Below are 18,343 nucleotides of genomic sequence, written 5' to 3' on the forward strand. Positions count from 1 at the left end.
ATGGGAACTGAGTCCGTCGTCCAGGTCACCGGCCTGGTCAAGCGGTACGGCAAGAAGACCGCGGTGGACGGCCTCGACCTCCGGGTCCGTGCGGGCACCGTCACCGCCGTCCTCGGCCCGAACGGCGCGGGGAAGACCACCACGATCGAGACCTGCGAGGGCTATCGCAGACCGGACGCGGGCACGGTCCGCGTCCTCGGCCTCGACCCGGTCCGCGAGGCCGCCGCGCTGCGGCCGCGCATCGGCGTGATGCTCCAGTCCGGCGGCGTCTACTCGGGGGCCCGCGCCGACGAGATGCTGCGCCACATGGCGAAGCTGCACGCGCACCCCCTGGACGTGGACGCGCTGATCGAGCGCCTGGGCCTGGAGAGCTGCGGCCGCACCACCTACCGGCGCCTGTCCGGCGGCCAGCAGCAGCGCCTCGCGCTCGCCATGGCCGTGGTCGGCCGGCCCGAGCTGGTCTTCCTGGACGAGCCGACCGCGGGCCTGGACCCGCAGGCCCGCCGGGCCACCTGGGATCTCGTACGGGATCTGCGCGCCGACGGCGTCGGCGTCATCCTGACCACGCACCACATGGACGAGGCCGAGCAGCTCTCCGACGAGGTCGCGATCATCGACGCGGGCAAGGTCATCGCCGAGGGCACCCCGGAGCAGCTGTGCCGCGGCGGCGCCGAGAACACCCTGCGCTTCTCCGGCCGCCCCGGACTCGACGTCGGCTCCCTGCTCAAGGCCCTGCCGCCGGACTCCGCGGCGGCCGAACTCACCCCGGGCGCCTACCGCGTGAGCGGCACGGTCGACCCGCAGCTGCTCGCCACCGTCACCTCCTGGTGCGCCCAGCACGGCGTGATGCCGGAGAAGATCGCCGTCGAACGCCACACCCTGGAAGACGTCTTCCTGGAGCTCACAGGCAAGGAGCTGCGCGGATGAGCGCCACCGGTACGTACACGCCGAAGCCGGGCGCCGCCCCGCTGCCCCGCATGATCGCCGCGCAGGCCGCCCTGGAGACCAGGATGCTGCTGCGCAACGGCGAGCAGCTGCTCCTCACGGTGGTGATCCCGACCCTCCTGCTGGTGCTCTTCAGCGCGGTCGACATCGTCGACACCGGCGAGGGCAAGGCCGTGGACTTCCTCGCCCCGGGCGTCCTCGCCCTGGCCGTGATGTCGACGGCGTTCACCGGCCAGGCCATCGCCACGGGCTTCGAGCGCCGCTACGGCGTCCTGAAGCGGCTCGGCGCCTCTCCGCTGCCCCGCTGGGCCCTGATGGCGGCCAAGACCCTGTCGGTCCTGGTCACCGAGGTGCTCCAGATCGTGCTCCTCACGGTGATCGCCTTCGCCCTGGGCTGGTCGCCGCACGGCAACCCCTTCGCCGTGCTCCTGCTCCTGGTCCTCGGCACCGCGGCCTTCTCGGGCCTCGGCCTCCTCATGGCCGGAACCCTGAAGGCCGAGGCGACGCTCGCCGCCGCGAACCTGGTCTTCCTGCTGCTGCTCGTGGGCGGCGGAGTCATCGTGCCGCTGGACAAGTTCCCGGACGCGGCCCAGGCCGTGCTCGGCCTGCTGCCCATCTCCGCCCTCTCCGACGGCCTGCGGGACGTGCTCCGGGACGGCGCGGGGATGCCGTGGGGGGACCTCGGGATCCTGGCCGTCTGGGCCGTGGCGGGGCTCGGCGCGGCGGGCAGGTTCTTCCGCTGGGAGTAGCCGCGGACCGGGCCGCGCGGGCGTAAGGCGCGTCACAGAAGCTGCGGATACGTCCCCCTCGTGAAGCCGTGCACAAGCGGCCCCCTACGATGGGCCCGTGCCAAACGTGACCCGAGCCGACGCCGTCTCCGCCGTGCGCAACCCGCTCGCCTTCATCGCCGGACGCTGGACCCCGCAGCAGCGGACCGTCCGGCGCGCCGCCCTCATCTCGCTCGCGATGACGGTGTGCATCGTGGTCACCGGCGGGGCCGTCCGCCTCACCGGGTCGGGCCTCGGCTGCCCGACCTGGCCCAAGTGCACGGCCGACTCCCTGACGACCACCCACGAGATGGGTTTCCACGGGGTCATCGAGTTCGGCAACCGCCTGCTGACGTACGTGCTCTGCGCGGCCGTCGGCTGGGCGATCATCGCGGCGCGCTCGCAGAAGCCGGTGCGACGCGGTCTGACGCGGCTCGGCTGGGCCCAGTTCTGGCTGGTCATGGGCAACGCCGTGCTCGGCGGCATCGTCGTGCTCGTCGGCCTGAACCCGTGGACGGTGGCGGCGCACTTCCTGCTCTCCACCGCCCTGATCGCGGTCGCCGTCACGATGTGGCAGCGCACCCGCGAGGGCGACGGGGCGCCGCGTCCGCTGGTCGGCAAGGCCGTGGCGCAGCTGGTGTGGTTCCTGGTCGCGGCGTCCGTGCTGCTCATCGCGGTCGGCACGGTCGTGACGGGCTCGGGGCCGCACGCGGGCGACTCCAGCGAGGTGCCGCGGATGGGCTTCGACTGGGAGACCGTCAGCAAGCTGCACGCGGTGCTGGCCTGGATCGTGGTCACGCTGACGTTCGCCCTGTGGTTCGTCCTCAAGGCGGTCGACGCCCCCCAGGGCCCCCTGCACCGCACCCGCGACCTGTTCCTGATCCTGCTCGCCCAGGGCGCGATCGGCTACGTCCAGTACTTCACGGACCTGCCCGAGGTCCTGGTCGGCCTGCACATGTTCGGCTCGTGCCTGGTGTGGATCGGCGTGATGCGCGTCCTGCTGTCGCTGCGCGAACGGCCCGCCGTCACCGCCGAGGTGCCCGCCCAGAGCGGCGACTCCCAGCTGTCCGCCGTCTGACTTCACCCGTCCGGCGGCTGCGGCCTCAGCTCTCCGACAGGCCGTAGACGCGCCGGGCGTTGCCCGCCGCGATGAGCGCGGCGACCCGCTGCGCGTCCGGCAGCGACCACGCCCCCTCGGCGACCCAGCCGCCGAGCACGCGCCCCAGCGCCTCCCCGAACAGCCGCGCCCCCACCACGTGCAGCTCGGGAAGCCCGTGCGCCCCGCTGGAGAACAGCAGCTTCCCGAAGGGCGCCAGCTCCAGGATCTCGGCGAGCACGGCCGCCGCGCGGGCCCCCGTGCGCACCAGGGCGGGGCCCAGATCCGCGTACACGTGCGGGAACACGCCCGCGAGGTCGGCGGCGTTGCGGTGGTACGGATAGCCGTGCAGCAGGACCAGGTCGGTGCCGAGCCCCGCGGTCGCCCGCGCGAACCCGCCGAAGTACCCCTCCGGGTCGCCGGAGCCCGCCTGGAGTTGCAGCGGCCGCCCCGACGCGACCGCGATCCACAGCAGATGCCGGAGCAGTACGGGGTCCTGGAGCGCCCCGCCCACCTGCCGCCGGGCGAGCCAGCGCCCCGCGGCTCCCCGCACCTCGCCGGGCCCGGGCGGTTCGGGGGCCAGGGCGAGCGAGCGCCGGACACCGGCCACGGAGGTGAAGGCGACGGCGTGCGCGGCGGCCGCGTGGACCGACTCGGCGAGATTGGCGAGGAAGGAGTCCACGGTCCCGGAGGTGTCGGCCACCTGTTCGGCCAGTAATTCGAGGCGCACGATCTCATGGGCCTCGGCGTCGCCCGCGGACGCCATCTCGCCGGGCCCCGTGAGGTCCCCCGGCAGCCCCGTGTCGACGAGGTAGGTGGTGATGCCGCTGCCCCGCAGCAGCCGCCGCCCCGCCTCCAGGACGCCCAGCTCGCGGCGGCGGGCGAGATAGCGGGCCGGCGTGCAGTGCGGTTCCAGGCCCAGCAGGGGCGGGCACCAGCGGCGTACGGCGAAGCCCGTCTGGGTGTCGAAGAAGGTGGTCCCGGGCGCGGGCGGCCCCTCGCCGCGGCCGAGGTGGGCCTCGAAGGTGCCGAGGCCCAACTCCGTGCGCAGCACTCCGTGGCAGTACTGGTCCACCAGGGACGGCGTTTCGATCATCCGGACTCCCTGTGGACGGACCGTGCTCCTACCGTCCTAACGGGTGACCCGGGTGTCAGGTGTTGCTCACGGCCGTTCTGTCCCCGACGGCCTCAGCCGTTGCTCGGACCGCCGAGCTGAATACCGGCCATACGAGACCACTCGTACGGGCCCGTCTTCACCTTGGCGGCGAAGTCGCCGTCGAACTCCTCGTGGACGGTGATCCCGGCCTTCTCCACGGCGCTCAGCGCGATGGCGTGGGTGGGCGCCACCAGGTCGCCCCAGGCGCCGTCCTCGCCGACCAGGACGATACGGGTGCCCTCGTGCCCGATGTACGCGACCTGCCCCTCGGCACCGCCGTGCGCGCGGGCGAAGGCGCCGATCTCCTTGGCCAGCTTGGCCGCCCGGCGCTCGGCCTTGGCGGCCTTCTTGCTGTCGTCCACCTGCTGCGTGTCTGCCATGGCCAGGATGCTACCGACGGGTAGATCAACTGGCGACGGGCGGGGTGCGTGGCGTTCACCACCACGCACCCCGCCCGTCGGCGAGTCGTCGGATCAGCGGATCAGCGGGTCACCGCAGGAAGGGGTCCACCGCGACCGCCACGAACAGCAGCGAGACATAGGTGATCGACCAGTGGAAGAGCCGCATCTCCTTGAGCTTGCCGCCCGTGACCTCGGCCTTGGCCCGGTTCTGGAGGCCGTGCGCCTCCCAGAGCCACCAGCCGCCGGTCACGGCGGCCACCACGGTGTAGAACCAGCCGGTGTAGCCGAGGGGCTGGAGCAGCAGCGAGACGGCGACCATCACCCAGCTGTAGAGGACGATCTGGCGGGCGACCACCTTGTTCGACGCCACGACCGGCAGCATCGGCACGCCCACGCGGGCGTAGTCGTCCTTGACCTTCATGGACAGCGGCCAGTAGTGCGGCGGCGTCCAGAAGAACATGACGAGGAAGAGGATGACCGGGGCCCACGACAGCGAGTTGGTCACCGAGGACCACCCGATGAGCACCGGCATGCAGCCCGCGATGCCGCCCCAGACGATGTTCTGCGAGGTGCGGCGCTTCAGGATCATCGTGTAGACGACCACGTAGAAGAGCAGCGCCCCGAGGGCGAGCCACGCGGACAGCCAGTTGACGACGAGGCCGAAGAGCAGCGTCGAGGCGACCGCCAGCGCGACGCCGAACGCCAGGCACTCCCGGGGGCTCACCATCCCCGTGACCAGGGGCCGCTGGGACGTGCGGTCCATCAGGGCGTCGATGTCACGGTCGATGTACATGTTGAGCGCGTTTGCGCCGCCCGCCGAGAGGTAACCGCCCAGGCAGGTCACGAAGACCAGCCAGAGGTCGGGCACCCCCTGCTCGGCGAGGAACATCACCGGAACGGTGGTGATCAGGAGGAGCTCGATGATTCGCGGCTTGGTCAGCGCCACGAACGCCATGACACGGGCCCCGAGCGGCCGGTGGCTTGGGCTAGAGCTCGTCCCAATCGCTCCCGCTGGACGGGATTCAACGGCCGTCACGCACACCCCTGACAGAGACTTCCCAGCAAGCCGCGTCGGACGTTCAGACATGAAGATCCGGTAAAGGCTCGCGCGTACCACGCCACTGTAGACGTTGCCCATACCTCGCCCTTCGCGGGGGTGGGGTCGTGTTGAGCGGCGTGTTGGCTCGCCCGAAACGCGGGCCGACACCCGTTCAGATGAGCGGTGCCGTACTCGTTCTCGGAGTCCAGATGAGCGGCTCGCGGATCACATGGTGAACACCGTGGATCCCTTTCGGGAGGCGGATACCGGCGCACCCCGGCACTCTGGAATGACTCGAAAAAATGCACGTCTTTACAGCGGTAGGCTCGACATCGGCCGGTGGGATCTACATCGCCGGCATTCGACATGTGGAGAGGAGCCCTGACTCAGGGTGAGCACCAAGCCGACCACCACAGACCTCGAGTGGACCGAACTGGACCAGCGGGCTGTTGATACTGCCCGCGTCCTGGCCATGGACTCCGTACAGAAGGTCGGCAACGGCCATCCGGGTACGGCCATGAGCCTCGCGCCTGCCGCGTACACCCTCTTCCAGAAGGTGATGCGGCACGATCCCGCGGACGCCGAGTGGACCGGGCGCGACCGGTTCGTCCTGTCCGCGGGCCACTCGTCCCTGACCCTCTACATCCAGCTCTACCTGGCCGGCTTCGGCCTGGAGCTCGATGACCTGAAGGCCTTCCGCACCTGGGGCTCGAAGACCCCCGGCCACCCGGAGTACGGGCACACCACGGGCGTGGAGACGACGACGGGCCCCCTCGGCCAGGGCGTCGCCAACGCCGTGGGCATGGCGATGGCCGCCCGTTACGAGCGTGGCCTGTTCGACCCGGAGACCGCTGCCGGCGAGTCGCCGTTCGACCACCACATCTTCGCGATCGCCGGTGACGGCTGCCTCCAGGAGGGCATCTCCGGCGAGGCGTCGTCGCTGGCCGGGCACCAGAAGCTCGGCAACCTCGTGCTGCTGTGGGACGACAACCACATCTCCATCGAGGGCGACACGGAGACCGCGGTGTCCGAGGACACCATGAAGCGGTACGAGGCCTACGGCTGGCACGTCCAGCGCGTGGAGCCCAAGGAGAACGGCGACCTCGACCCGGCCGCCCTCTACGCCGCGATCCAGGCCGCGAAGGCGGAGACGGAGCGCCCCTCCTTCATCGCGATGCGCTCGATCATCGCCTGGCCCGCCCCGAACGCGCAGAACACCGAGGCCGCGCACGGCTCGGCGCTCGGCGACGAAGAGGTCGCGGCCACCAAGCGCGTCCTCGGCTTCGACCCGGAAAAGAACTTCGAGGTCGCCGACGAGGTCCTCGCGCACACCCGTGCCGCGCTCGACCGCGGCCGTGACGCCAAGGCCGAGTGGGAGAAGGGCTTCGCCGCCTGGCGCTCCTCGAACTCCGAGCGCGCCGCCGAGTTCGACCGCATCGCCGCGGGCGAGCTGCCGCAGGGCTGGGAGGAGAAGCTCCCGGTCTTCGAGACGGGCAAGGGCGTCGCGACGCGTGCCGCGTCCGGCAAGGTCCTCCAGGCGCTCGGCGCGGTGATCCCCGAGCTGTGGGGCGGCTCCGCCGACCTCGCGGGCTCGAACAACACCACGATCGACAAGACGTCGTCGTTCCTCCCCACGGGCAACCCCCTGCCGGGAGCGAACCCGTACGGCCGAACGATCCACTTCGGCATCCGCGAGCACTCCATGGCCGCGGAGATGAACGGCATCGCGCTGCACGGCAACACCCGCATCTTCGGCGGCACCTTCCTGGTGTTCTCCGACTACATGCGCAACGCCGTCCGCCTGTCCGCGCTGATGCACCTCCCGGTGACGTACGTGTGGACGCACGACTCCATCGGTCTCGGCGAGGACGGCCCGACGCACCAGCCGGTCGAGCACCTGGCCTCGCTGCGCGCCATCCCGGGCCTGAACGTCGTCCGCCCGGCGGACGCGAACGAGACCGCGGTCGTGTGGCGCGAGATCCTCAAGCGCTACACCAAGGAGTTCGGCAAGGGCGCCCCGCACGGCCTCGCGCTGACCCGTCAGGGCGTGCCCACGTACGACCGCGAGGTCACCGAGGGCGCCGTCAAGGGCGGCTACGTCCTGTTCGAGGCCGACGGCGGCACTCCCGAGGTCGTCCTCATCGGCACCGGCTCCGAGGTGCAGCTCGCCGTCGAGGCGCGCGAGCAGCTCCAGGCCGCGGGCGTGCCCACGCGCGTCGTCTCGATGCCGTGCGTCGAGTGGTTCGAAGCGCAGGACCAGGGGTACCGCGACAGCGTCCTTCCGCCGTCCGTCAAGGCGCGCGTGGCGGTCGAGGCGGGCATCGGCCTGACCTGGCACCGCTTCGTGGGTGACGCCGGGCGCATCGTCTCGCTGGAGCACTTCGGTGCCTCGGCCGACGGCAAGGTGCTGTTCCGCGAGTTCGGCTTCACCGCCGACGCGGTCGCGTCCGCCGCCCGGGAATCGATCGACGCCGCTCAGCGCTGACGCCGACATACGACACGTAGGAGATGTAATCCCCATGACAGACGCACTCAAGCGCCTTTCCGACGAAGGCGTCGCGATCTGGCTGGACGACCTGTCGCGCAAGCGGATCACGTCCGGCAACCTCGCCGAGCTGATCGACCAGAGCCACGTCGTGGGTGTCACGACGAACCCGTCGATCTTCCAGAAGGCGATCTCGCAGGGCGACGGTTACGACCAGCAGCTCTCCGACCTCGCCTCTCGCGGTGTCTCGGTCGAAGAGGCCATCCGCATGATCACGACGGCGGACGTCCGTGACGCCGCCGACATCCTGCGCCCGGTCTTCGACGCGACGGGCGGCCAGGACGGCCGGGTGTCGATCGAGGTCGACCCGCGCCTGGCGCACAACACCAAGTCGACCGTGGCCGAGGCCAAGCAGCTCGCCTGGCTGGTGGACCGCCCGAACACGCTCATCAAGATCCCGGCGACCAAGGCGGGCCTGCCCGCGATCACCGAGGTCATCGGCCGGGGCATCAGCGTGAACGTGACGCTGATCTTCTCGCTCGAGCGCTACCGCGAGGTCATGGACGCGTACCTGGCGGGCCTGGAGAAGGCGAAGGCCGCCGGCCTGGACCTTTCCAAGATCCACTCGGTGGCGTCCTTCTTCGTGTCCCGCGTGGACACCGAGATCGACAAGCGCCTGGACGCCATCGGCACGGACGAGGCCAAGGCCCTCAAGGGCAAGGCCGCGCTCGCCAACGCCCGCCTGGCGTACGAGGCGTACGAAGAGGTCTTCTCGTCGGACCGCTGGGCCGCGCTCGACAAGGCGCAGGCCAACAAGCAGCGTCCGCTGTGGGCCTCGACCGGCGTCAAGGACCCGGCGTACAAGGACACCCTGTACGTCGACGACCTGGTCGCGCCGAACACGGTGAACACCATGCCGGAGGCGACCCTGGAGGCCACCGCCGACCACGGTCAGATCACCGGCAACACCGTCGCCGGGACGTACGACACCGCGCGCGCCGAGATCGAGGCCGTCGAGAAGCTCGGCATCAGCTACGACGACGTGGTGCAGCTGCTCGAGGACGAGGGCGTCGAGAAGTTCGAGGCGTCCTGGAACGACCTGCTCAAGTCCACCGAGGCGGAGCTCAAGCGCCTCACCCCTTCGGAGGGCTGACCATCTTGTCAAGCAGCAATCCGCTGCGTGACGCCGCAGACCGACGGCTCCCGCGTATCGCGGGGCCGTCGGGCCTGGTCATCTTTGGCGTCACGGGCGATTTGTCCCGTAAAAAGCTGATGCCCGCTGTCTATGACCTCGCCAACCGAGGCCTGTTGCCGCCGGGCTTCTCGCTCATCGGCTTCGCGCGCCGCGACTGGGAGGACGAGGACTTCGCCCAGGTCGTCCACGACGCCGTCAAGCAGCACTCGCGCACGCCGTTCCGTGAGGAGGTCTGGCAGCAGCTCATCCAGGGGATGCGCTTCGTCCAGGGCAACTTCGACGACGACGCCGCGTTCGAGCAGCTCAAGGCCACCATCCAGGACCTCGACAAGGCACAGGGCACGGGCGGCAACTTCGCCTTCTACCTGTCGGTGCCCCCGAAGTTCTTCCCGCAGGTCGTCCAGCAGCTCAAGAAGCACGAGCTCGCCGACGCCCCGCAGGGCTCCTGGCGCCGCGCGGTCATCGAGAAGCCCTTCGGACACGACCTGGCGTCCGCCAAGGAGCTCAACTCGATCGTGCACGAGGTGTTCGACCCGGACCAGGTGTTCCGGATCGACCACTACCTCGGCAAGGAGACCGTCCAGAACATCCTGGCGCTCCGCTTCGCCAACCAGATGTTCGAGCCGATCTGGAACCGGTCCTACGTGGACCACGTCCAGATCACGATGGCCGAGGACATCGGCATCGGCGGCCGCGCCGGCTACTACGACGGCATCGGCGCCGCCCGTGACGTCATCCAGAACCACCTGCTCCAGCTGATGGCGCTGACCGCGATGGAGGAGCCCGCCTCCTTCGACGCCAACGCGCTGGTCGCCGAGAAGGCGAAGGTCCTGGGCGCCGTGCGGCTGCCCAAGGACCTCGGCGAGAGCACGGTCCGCGGTCAGTACGCCGCGGGGTGGCAGGGCGGCGAGAAGGCCGTCGGCTACCTCCAGGAAGACGGCATCGACCCCAAGTCGAAGACCGACACCTACGCGGCCATCAAGCTGGAGGTGGACAACCGCCGCTGGGCGGGCGTCCCCTTCTACCTGCGGACGGGCAAGCGTCTCGGCCGCCGCGTCACCGAGATCGCGGTCGTCTTCCAGCGCGCGCCCCACTCCCCCTTCGACCACACGGCGACGGAGGAGCTGGGCCAGAACGCGATCGTCATCCGCGTCCAGCCCGACGAGGGCATCACGGTCCGGTTCGGCTCCAAGGTGCCCGGCACCTCGATGGAGATCCGCGACGTGTCGATGGACTTCGCGTACGGCGAGTCCTTCACCGAGTCCAGCCCGGAGGCGTACGAGCGTCTGATCCTGGACGTCCTGCTCGGCGACGCCAACCTCTTCCCGCGCACGGAGGAGGTCGAGCTCTCCTGGAACATCCTCGACCCGATCGAGGAGTACTGGGACAAGCACGGCAAGCCCGCGCAGTATCCGGCCGGGACCTGGGGCCCTTCCGAGGCGGACGAAATGCTCGCACGAGACGGACGGAGCTGGCGTCGCCCATGAAGATCGACCTTACGGACACCACGTCCAGCAAGATCAACAAGGCGCTCGTGAAGGGGCGCAGGGCGATCGGCACTCCGGCCGTCGGCATGGTGCTCACCCTCGTCATCGTCACCGACGAGGAGAACGCCTACGACGCGCTGAAGGCCGCCAACGACGCGTCCCGCGAGCACCCCTCGCGCAAGCTGGTCGTCATCAAGCGCGCCGCGCGCTCCCCCCGTGACCGCACGACGTCGCGCCTGGACGCCGAGGTACGGGTGGGCGTGGACGCGGGCACCGGAGAGACGGTGGTCCTGCGTCTGTACGGCGAGGTCATCAACCACGCCCAGTCGGTCGTCCTGCCGCTGCTGCTCCCGGACGCCCCCGTGGTCGTGTGGTGGCCGGTCAACGCGCCGCTCGACCCGGCCAAGGACCCGCTCGGCGCGCTCGCCCAGCGCCGCGTCACGGACACGTACGCCGCCGAGCAGCCGATCCACGAGCTGACCGCGCGCGCCGACGCCTACCACCCCGGCGACACGGACCTCGCGTGGACCCGGATCACCCCGTGGCGCTCGATGCTCGCCGCGGCCCTGGACCAGGTCGCCTGCCGGGTGACGTCGGTCGAGGTGGAGGGCGAGGAGTTCAACCCGAGCTGCGAGCTGCTCGCCATGTGGCTCGCGGACCGGCTCGACGTGCCCGTCAAGCGCTCGCTGTCCGCGGGCCCCGGCCTCACCGGCGTACGCATGGACACCGACTGCGGTCCCATCGTGCTCGGCCGGGCCGACGGCTCGCTCGCCACGCTCTCCATCCAGGGGCAGCCCGACCGTGCGGTGGCGCTCAAGCGCCGCGAGACGGCCGAGCTGATCGCCGAGGAGCTGCGCCGTCTCGACCCGGACGACACCTACGCGTCCGCGCTGAAGTTCGGCGTGGACCGCCTGGGCGAGACCGCCGCGGAGACCACGGTCCCCGCGGTGGAAGAGCCCGCGGAGGCGGCGAAGAAGACCGCCCCCGCCAAGAAGACCGCGGCCAAGAAGGCGGCGGCGAAGTGAGCACGGCCCCGCAGCTCGTGGTGCACCGCGACAAGGAGCTGATGGCGCAGGCCGCCGCGGCCCGCCTCATCACGAAGATCGTCGACGCGCAGGCCGCCCGCGGCTCCGCGTCGGTGGTCCTCACCGGCGGCCGCAACGGCAACGGCCTGCTGGCGGCGCTCAGTTCCTCCCCGGCGAAGGACGCGATCGACTGGTCGCGCCTGGACCTGTGGTGGGGCGACGAGCGCTTCCTGCCGGACGGCGACCCTGAGCGCAACTACACCCAGGCCAAGGAGGCACTGCTCGACGCCGTGCCCCTCAACCCGGCCCGGGTGCACCCGATGCCCGCGTCGGACGGCGCCTACGAGGTGGACGCGGCGGCCGAGATATACGCGGCCGAGCTCACCGCGGCCGCGGGGCCCGAGGACCACGGCCCGGTGCCGACGTTCGACGTGCTGATGCTGGGCGTCGGTCCGGACACCCATGTCGCCTCGCTCTTCCCGGAGTTGCCCGCGGTCCGCGAGAGCGAGCGGACGGTGGTCGGCGTGCACGGCGCGCCCAAGCCGCCGCCCGTGCGCATCACGCTCACGCTCCCGGCGATCCGCTCGGCGCGCGAGGTGTGGCTGCTGGCGGCCGGCGAGGACAAGGCGAACGCCGCGGCGATCGCCCTGTCGGGCGCCGGCGAGGTGCAGGCGCCCGCCGCGGGTGCGTACGGCAGGTCGCGGACCCTGTGGCTGCTCGACGCGGCGGCGGCCTCGCAGCTGCCCCGCGACCTGTATCCGCCGGCTTCTCCCTGAGGGTTCACGCAGACGCAGTACGGCCCGGTCCGCCTCTCGGCGGACCGGGCCGTACTGTCTGCGGCTACTGGCGGCTACCGCCGAGGGATCAACGTCCGCGCAGGGTGCGGTACTTGGCGACCAGCGCCGTCGTCGAGGCGTCGAGGTCCGGTACGTCCGCGCCTTCGGTCAGGGCGGGCTCGATGCGCTTGGCGAGGACCTTGCCGAGCTCGACGCCCCACTGGTCGAAGGAGTCGATGTTCCACACGGCGCCCTGCACGAACACCTTGTGCTCGTAGAGCGCGATGAGTTGACCGAGAACCGACGGCGTCAGCTCCTTGGCGAGGATCGTCGTCGTCGGGTGGTTGCCCCGGAACGTCTTGTGCGGGACCAGTTCCTCCGGCACGCCCTGGGCCCGCACCTCGTCGGGCGTCTTGCCGAAGGCCAGCGCCTGCGTCTGCGCGAAGAAGTTGGCCATCAGGAGGTCGTGCTGGGCGACCAGGCCGGGGAGCAGATCGGCGACCGGCTCGGCGAAGCCGATGAAGTCGGCCGGGATCAACTTCGTGCCCTGGTGGATCAGTTGGTAGTACGCGTGCTGGCCGTTGGTGCCCGGCGTGCCCCACACGACCGGACCCGTCTGCCAGTCGACCGGCTCGCCGTCACGGCTCACGGACTTGCCGTTGGACTCCATGTCCAGCTGCTGGAGGTAGGCCGTGAACTTGGAGAGGTAGTGCGAGTACGGCAGGACCGCGTGCGACTGGGCGTCGTGGAAGTTGCCGTACCAGATGCCCAGGAGGCCGAGCAGCAGCGGCACGTTCGACTCGGCGGGCTCGGTGCGGAAGTGCTCGTCGACGAGGTGGAAGCCGTCCAGCATCGCGCGGAAGGCGGCCGGGCCGACCGCGATCATCAGCGAGAGGCCGATCGCCGAGTCGAAGGAGTAGCGGCCGCCGACCCAGTCCCAGAACTCGAACATGTTGGCCGTGTCGATGCCGAAGTCGGAGACCTTCTCGGCGTTGGTCGACAGGGCCACGAAGTGCTTGGCCACGGCGCTCTGGTCGGCGCCGAGGCCGGCCAGGAGCCAGTCGCGCGCGGACGTGGCGTTCGTGATCGTCTCGATCGTGGTGAACGTCTTCGACGCGATGATGAACAGCGTCTCGGCCGGGTCCAGGTCCCGCACGGCCTCGTGCAGGTCGGCGCCGTCCACGTTCGACACGAAGCGCACGGTGAGGTCGCGGTCCGTGAAGGAGCGCAGCGCCTCGTACGCCATGGCGGGGCCGAGGTCGGAGCCGCCGATGCCGACGTTCACGACGTTCTTGATGCGCTTGCCGGTGTGTCCGGTCCACTCGCCCGAGCGGACCTTGTCCGCGAAGGCGGACATCTTGTCGAGGACGGCGTGCACGGCCGGCACCACGTTCTCGCCGTCGACCTCGACCACCGCGTCCCGGGGGGCGCGCAGTGCCGTGTGCAGGACGGCGCGGTCCTCGGTGGTGTTGATCTTCTCGCCGCGGAACATGGCGTCCCGCAGACCGAAGACGTCGGTGGCGGCCGCGAGGTCGCGCAGGAGCGTCAGCGTCTCGTCCGTGACGAGGTGCTTGGAGTAGTCGACGTGCAGGTCGCCGACCTGGAGCGTGTACCGCGTGCCGCGTGCCGGATCCTCGGCGAAGAGATCACGCAGCTGCACCTCCCCCAGCTGCTCACGGTGCTTGCCGATCGCCGCCCATTCGGGCGTCCGGTTGAGCCTGGCGCGGCTTTCTGCGTTCATCTCGGACTTCAGCCTTCTCTCGTACCTGTGTACGTACCTTGCCCCGCTGCACGTTCCAACCTAATTGATCAGGGCCCGATATGAGATCTCTGGAGCTGTCTGTCCGCACACGTGCCAGTAAACACCGCATGAAAAACACAGCGGCCGGACATCCATCGATGTCCGGCCCTTCTCACGCTCTAGATCTCGCCCCGCAGTTTTGCCAGCGCTTCCGCGAGAATCGCCTCGCCGTCCGCGTCGCTGCGCCGCTCGCGCACATACGCCAGGTGCGTCTTGTACGGCTCGGTGCGGGGCGGGTCCGGCGGGTTGTCCCTGTCCTGACCTGCCGGGAAGCCGCAGCGGGGGCAGTCCCAAGTATCGGGAACCTGCGCGTCGCTGGCGAAGCTGGGCACCGTCTCGTGTCCGTTGGAGCACCAGAAGGAGATGCGCAGTCGCGGCGCGGACTCACCGCGCTCGGCCTCGCCCATCGGCCCCGCCCCGACCCGACTTCCTCGGATCGCGTTGCCACTTGCCACGGTCGTAACTCCCTGCGTGATGGTGCTGCTGCGGGCGCCTCAGTCTACGTAAGGCCCAACGCGCGTCCAGTGTTTGGAGTTACACCCCACCCAGAGACGCAAGCCCCATGATAATCCGCGCCGTGCGGCGCGCACCGTACATGGGGCTTTAAGCGAAGCTTTCGCAAGGTGGCAATCAAGCCGCTTTCGCGGTCAGTTGTTCACCTTCATCAACAGGCCGAGCACGACGATGCACGCGAACCAGAGAAGACCGACCACGACGGTGATGCGGTCGAGGTTGCGCTCGGCGACCGACGAGCCGCCGACGGAGGACTGCATGCCGCCACCGAACATGTCGGAGAGACCGCCGCCCTTGCCCTTGTGCATCAGCACCAGCAGCATCATCAGCAGGCTGAAGACGATCAGGGCGATCGAGAACCCCATAACCACGGCTGGACCAACTTCCTCGGATCTGGATAGACGACGGGGGCCGGTGCCTCGGATTGCGAAGCCGTCCGGCCCCCGCAAGGGTACGACGTATCTGCCCTACCGCATACTCACTGGTCGCGGAACCGGACGATCTTGACGAACTCCTCCGGGTCCAGCGCCGCGCCGCCCACGAGGGCGCCGTCGACATCGGGCTGCGCCATGATCGCGGCGACGTTGCCGGACTTCACGGAGCCGCCGTACTGGATGCGCACCTTGTCGGCGAGCTCCTGCGAGTACAGCTCGGCCAGGCGGCCACGGATCGCGCCGCAGACCTCCTGGGCGTCCTCGGGGGTCGCGACCTTACCGGTGCCGATGGCCCACACCGGCTCGTACGCGATGACGATGGTCTCGGCCTGCTCGGCGGGCAGGTCCTTCAGACCGCCGTCGAGCTGGGCGAGGGTGTACTGGATCTGCTGGCCGGCCTCGCGGATGTCGAGGCCCTCGCCGATGCAGAGGATCGGGGTCAGGCCGTGCCGGTAGGCGGCCTTCACCTTGGCGTTGCACAGCTCGTCGGTCTCGTTGTGGTACTGGCGGCGCTCGGAGTGACCCACGGCCACGTACGTGCACTTCAGCTTGGAGAGCATCGGGCCCGAGATCTCGCCGGTGTAGGCACCGCTGTCGTGCGCCGAGATGTCCTGGGCGCCGTACTTGATCTTGAGCTTGTCGCCGTCGACCAGGGTCTGCACCGAACGCAGGTCGGTGAAGGGGGGCAGGACGGCGACCTCGACGGCCTCGTAGTCCTTGTCGGCCAGGGCGAAGGCGAGCTTCTGGACGTGGGCGATGGCCTCGAGGTGGTTGAGGTTCATCTTCCAGTTGCCCGCCATCAGCGGGGTACGCGTAGTCATCAGGTGTCAGTTCTCCAGTGCGGCGAGGCCGGGGAGCGTCTTGCCCTCGAGGTATTCGAGGGAGGCGCCGCCGCCGGTGGAAATGTGGCCGAATGCGTTCTCGTCGAAGCCCAGCGTGCGGACGGCCGCGGCGGAGTCGCCACCGCCGACGACCGTGAAGGCCGGGGAGTCGAGGAGGGCCTGGGCGACCGCCTTGGTGCCCTCGGCGTAGTCCGGGTGCTCGAAGACGCCCATCGGGCCGTTCCAGAAGACGGTGGCCGCGTCGGCGAGCTTCGAGGCGTAGAGCTTACGGGTCTCGGGCCCGATGTCGAGACCCTCCTGGTCGGCCGGGATGGCGTCCGCGGCGACCGTGGTGGGGTGGGCCGGGGCCTTGGTCTTCAGGTCCGGGAACTCCGTGGAGACCAGCACGTCGACGGGGAGGACGATCTCGACGCCGCTCTCCTGGGCGCGCTTGATGTACTCCTTGACGGTCGGGACCTGGTCCTCCTGGAGGAGGGAGATGCCGACCTCGTGGCCCTGGGCCTTGAGGAAGGTGTACGCCATGCCGCCGCCGATCAGGAGGCGGTCGGCCTTGCCGAGCAGCTGGTCGATGACGGCCAGCTTGTCGGAGACCTTGGCGCCGCCCAGCGCGACGACGTAGGGACGCTTGACGTCCTCGGTGAGCTTCTTCAGGACGCCGACCTCGGTGGCGATGAGGAAACCGGCGTAGTGCGGCAGGCGCGCCGGGAGGTCGAACACGGAGGCGTGCTTGCGGTGCACGGCGCCGAAGCCGTCGCCCACGTAGACGTCCGCGAGGGCGGCGAGCCGGTCGGCGAACTCGCCGCGCTCGGTGTCGTCCTTGGACGTCTCGCCCGCGTTGAAGCGGAGGTTCTCGATGACGGCGACCTGGCCGGACTGGAGACCGTCCACCGCGTCGTGCGCGGCGGGGCCGACGGTGTCCTGGGCGAAGGCCACGGGCTTGCCGAGGAGTTCACCGAGCCGCTCGGCGGCGGGAAGCAGCGAGAACTGCGGGTCCGGGGCGCCCTTGGGGCGGCCGAGGTGCGAGGCGACGATCACCTTGGCGCCCGCCTCGGCGAGCTTGGTGACGGTCGGCAGGACGGCGCGGATGCGGCCGTCGTCGGTGATGGTGCCGTCGGCGAGCGGCACGTTGAGGTCGGCGCGGACGAAGACCCGCTTGCCTTCGACCCCTTCGGCGAGAAGTTCGTCAATCGTCTTCATGGCTGGACTCCAGGACTCCTTTAGAGGGCTGACGTGCAACAAGGCCCGGACCACGCAGTATCGCGCGGTCCGGACCCTGTGCTCACATCGAGGTGCCTGCTCTGCTGATCAGAGCTGACCGCCGACGAAGACCGTGAGGTCGACGAGGCGGTTGGAGTAGCCCCACTCGTTGTCGTACCAGCCGAGGATCTTCACCGTCTTGCCCTCCTGGACCATGGTCAGGGAGGAGTCGAAGGTGCAGGAGGCCGGGTCGCTGACGATGTCGGACGACACGATCGGGTCCTCGGTGTAGAAGAGGATGCCCTTGAGGGCGCCGTCGTCGGCGGCCTTCTTGAACGCGGCGTTGACCTCGTCCTTGGTGACCTCGCGCTGGAGGTCCACGACGAGGTCGGTGGCGGAGCCGGTCGGGACCGGGACGCGCATCGCGATGCCGTCGAGCTTGCCCTTGAGCTGCGGAAGGACCAGAGCGGTGGCCTTGGCGGCACCGGTCGTGGTCGGGATGATGTTCTCGGCGGCGGCGCGGGCGCGACGCAGGTCCGAGTGCGGGAAGTCCAGGATGCGCTGGTCGTTGGTGTACGCGTGGACCGTCGTCATCAGGCCCTTGACGATGCCGAAGTTCTCGTCGAGAACCTTCGCCATCGGCGCCACACAGTTGGTGGTGCAGGAGGCGTTCGAGATGACGTGGTGGTTGGCCGCGTCGTACTTGTCCTGGTTGACGCCCATCACGATGGTGATGTCTTCGTCCTTGGCCGGAGCCGAGATGAGGACCTTCTTGGCGCCACCGGCGATGTGCTTCTCGGCATCGGCCTTCTTGGTGAAGATGCCGGTCGACTCGATCACGATGTCGACGCCGAGCTGCCCCCACGGGATGTCGGCGGGGTTGCGCTCGGACAGCACCTTGATGGTGTGGCCGTCGACCGTGATGGTGTCCTCGGTGTGCGACACCTCGGCCTTGAGCCGGCCCAGGATGGTGTCGTACTTCAGGAGGTGCGCCGTAGTCGCGGTGTCACCCAGGTCGTTGACAGCCACGATCTCGATGTCCGCACCCTGCTCAAGCAGCGCCCGGAAGTAGTTGCGCCCGATGCGGCCGAAGCCGTTGATGCCTACGCGGATCGTCACGAACCGATCTCCTCGTTGGTACGCCGGTTTCAGACGCCGGCGAGTTGTATGGGATGTCCCCGACC

At 69.8% G+C, this 18,343-nt stretch carries 17 protein-coding genes; 8 read left to right on the plus strand and 9 right to left on the minus strand.

Annotation, left to right across the window (positions count from 1 at the left end; all coding sequences use genetic code 11):
- The 3 genes from QBL25_RS12145 to QBL25_RS12155 all read left to right on the plus strand — a co-directional run bounded on the left by QBL25_RS12145 (position 1) and on the right by QBL25_RS12155 (position 2,790).
- The gene (locus QBL25_RS12145; protein ID WP_409057044.1) at positions 1 to 927 is read left to right on the plus strand and encodes an ABC transporter ATP-binding protein; all 927 of its coding nucleotides are present in this window, start codon (positions 1 to 3) and stop codon (positions 925 to 927) included.
- Positions 924 to 1,694: an ABC transporter permease gene (locus tag QBL25_RS12150; RefSeq protein ID WP_409057045.1), complete on the plus strand. Its 771-nt coding sequence runs from the start codon at positions 924 to 926 to the stop codon at positions 1,692 to 1,694. Before QBL25_RS12145 ends, QBL25_RS12150 begins: the two co-directional genes overlap by 4 nt.
- Positions 1,695 to 1,800: 106 nt before the next feature.
- Complete coding sequence (locus QBL25_RS12155; RefSeq protein WP_409062619.1) at positions 1,801 to 2,790, plus strand: COX15/CtaA family protein; 990 nt, start codon at positions 1,801 to 1,803, stop codon at positions 2,788 to 2,790.
- 25 nt (positions 2,791 to 2,815) lie between these two features.
- On the opposite strand, the gene QBL25_RS12160 is transcribed toward QBL25_RS12155, so the two are convergent.
- From QBL25_RS12160 to QBL25_RS12170, 3 genes are all read right to left on the minus strand, one after another.
- The gene (locus QBL25_RS12160) at positions 2,816 to 3,904 is read right to left on the minus strand and encodes an amidohydrolase family protein (RefSeq protein WP_409057046.1); all 1,089 of its coding nucleotides are present in this window, start codon (positions 3,902 to 3,904) and stop codon (positions 2,816 to 2,818) included.
- 92 nt (positions 3,905 to 3,996) lie between these two features.
- Positions 3,997 to 4,344, minus strand: a complete 348-nt coding sequence (locus QBL25_RS12165; RefSeq protein ID WP_409057047.1) for a hypothetical protein — start codon at positions 4,342 to 4,344, stop codon at positions 3,997 to 3,999.
- Positions 4,345 to 4,453: 109 nt separating this feature from the next.
- Positions 4,454 to 5,407 (minus strand): heme o synthase, encoded by a 954-nt coding sequence (locus tag QBL25_RS12170; RefSeq protein WP_409062620.1) that lies wholly within the window; start codon positions 5,405 to 5,407, stop codon positions 4,454 to 4,456.
- Positions 5,408 to 5,795: 388 nt separating this feature from the next.
- Between QBL25_RS12170 and tkt the strand changes: the two genes are divergently transcribed.
- Genes tkt through pgl form a run of 5 tightly spaced genes read left to right on the plus strand, consistent with a single transcriptional unit; the run spans position 5,796 to position 12,372 of the window.
- Complete coding sequence (gene tkt, locus QBL25_RS12175) at positions 5,796 to 7,889, plus strand: transketolase (protein WP_409057048.1); 2,094 nt, start codon at positions 5,796 to 5,798, stop codon at positions 7,887 to 7,889.
- Between the two features lie 34 nt (positions 7,890 to 7,923).
- The gene (gene tal, locus QBL25_RS12180; protein ID WP_409057049.1) at positions 7,924 to 9,042 is read left to right on the plus strand and encodes a transaldolase; all 1,119 of its coding nucleotides are present in this window, start codon (positions 7,924 to 7,926) and stop codon (positions 9,040 to 9,042) included.
- A 5-nt stretch (positions 9,043 to 9,047) separates the two neighbouring features.
- Positions 9,048 to 10,571: a glucose-6-phosphate dehydrogenase gene (zwf, locus tag QBL25_RS12185; RefSeq protein WP_409057050.1), complete on the plus strand. Its 1,524-nt coding sequence runs from the start codon at positions 9,048 to 9,050 to the stop codon at positions 10,569 to 10,571.
- Entirely contained in the window at positions 10,568 to 11,596 is a 1,029-nt protein-coding gene (opcA, locus tag QBL25_RS12190; RefSeq protein WP_409057051.1) for a glucose-6-phosphate dehydrogenase assembly protein OpcA, read from the plus strand. The genes zwf and opcA overlap by 4 nt, the downstream gene beginning before the upstream one ends.
- A gap of 41 nt (positions 11,597 to 11,637) precedes the next feature.
- Positions 11,638 to 12,372, plus strand: coding sequence for a 6-phosphogluconolactonase (gene pgl / locus QBL25_RS12195; RefSeq protein ID WP_409062621.1), 735 nt, complete (start codon positions 11,638 to 11,640; stop codon positions 12,370 to 12,372).
- 88 nt (positions 12,373 to 12,460) lie between these two features.
- Here the strand turns inward: pgl and pgi are convergent, their stop codons facing one another.
- The 6 genes from pgi to gap all read right to left on the minus strand — a co-directional run bounded on the left by pgi (position 12,461) and on the right by gap (position 18,278).
- On the minus strand, positions 12,461 to 14,113 hold the full coding sequence (gene pgi / locus QBL25_RS12200) for a glucose-6-phosphate isomerase (RefSeq protein WP_409057052.1): 1,653 nt from the start codon (positions 14,111 to 14,113) through the stop codon (positions 12,461 to 12,463).
- Between the two features lie 179 nt (positions 14,114 to 14,292).
- On the minus strand, positions 14,293 to 14,628 hold the full coding sequence (locus QBL25_RS12205) for an RNA polymerase-binding protein RbpA (RefSeq protein ID WP_078077905.1): 336 nt from the start codon (positions 14,626 to 14,628) through the stop codon (positions 14,293 to 14,295).
- Between the two features lie 192 nt (positions 14,629 to 14,820).
- Positions 14,821 to 15,051 carry a preprotein translocase subunit SecG gene (gene secG, locus QBL25_RS12210; protein WP_135329442.1) on the minus strand — a complete coding sequence of 77 codons (231 nt, stop codon included), beginning with the start codon at positions 15,049 to 15,051 and terminating at the stop codon, positions 14,821 to 14,823.
- 113 nt (positions 15,052 to 15,164) lie between these two features.
- The gene (tpiA, locus tag QBL25_RS12215) at positions 15,165 to 15,941 is read right to left on the minus strand and encodes a triose-phosphate isomerase (RefSeq protein ID WP_409057053.1); all 777 of its coding nucleotides are present in this window, start codon (positions 15,939 to 15,941) and stop codon (positions 15,165 to 15,167) included.
- Between the two features lie 6 nt (positions 15,942 to 15,947).
- Entirely contained in the window at positions 15,948 to 17,159 is a 1,212-nt protein-coding gene (locus tag QBL25_RS12220; RefSeq protein ID WP_409057054.1) for a phosphoglycerate kinase, read from the minus strand.
- A 108-nt stretch (positions 17,160 to 17,267) separates the two neighbouring features.
- Positions 17,268 to 18,278, minus strand: a complete 1,011-nt coding sequence (gene gap, locus QBL25_RS12225; protein WP_384550680.1) for a type I glyceraldehyde-3-phosphate dehydrogenase — start codon at positions 18,276 to 18,278, stop codon at positions 17,268 to 17,270.
- Positions 18,279 to 18,343: the final 65 nt, after the last annotated feature.

Origin of the sequence: Streptomyces sp. SYP-A7185 (assembly GCF_046103685.1) — a bacterium.
Lineage (GTDB): Bacteria > Actinomycetota > Actinomycetes > Streptomycetales > Streptomycetaceae > Streptomyces.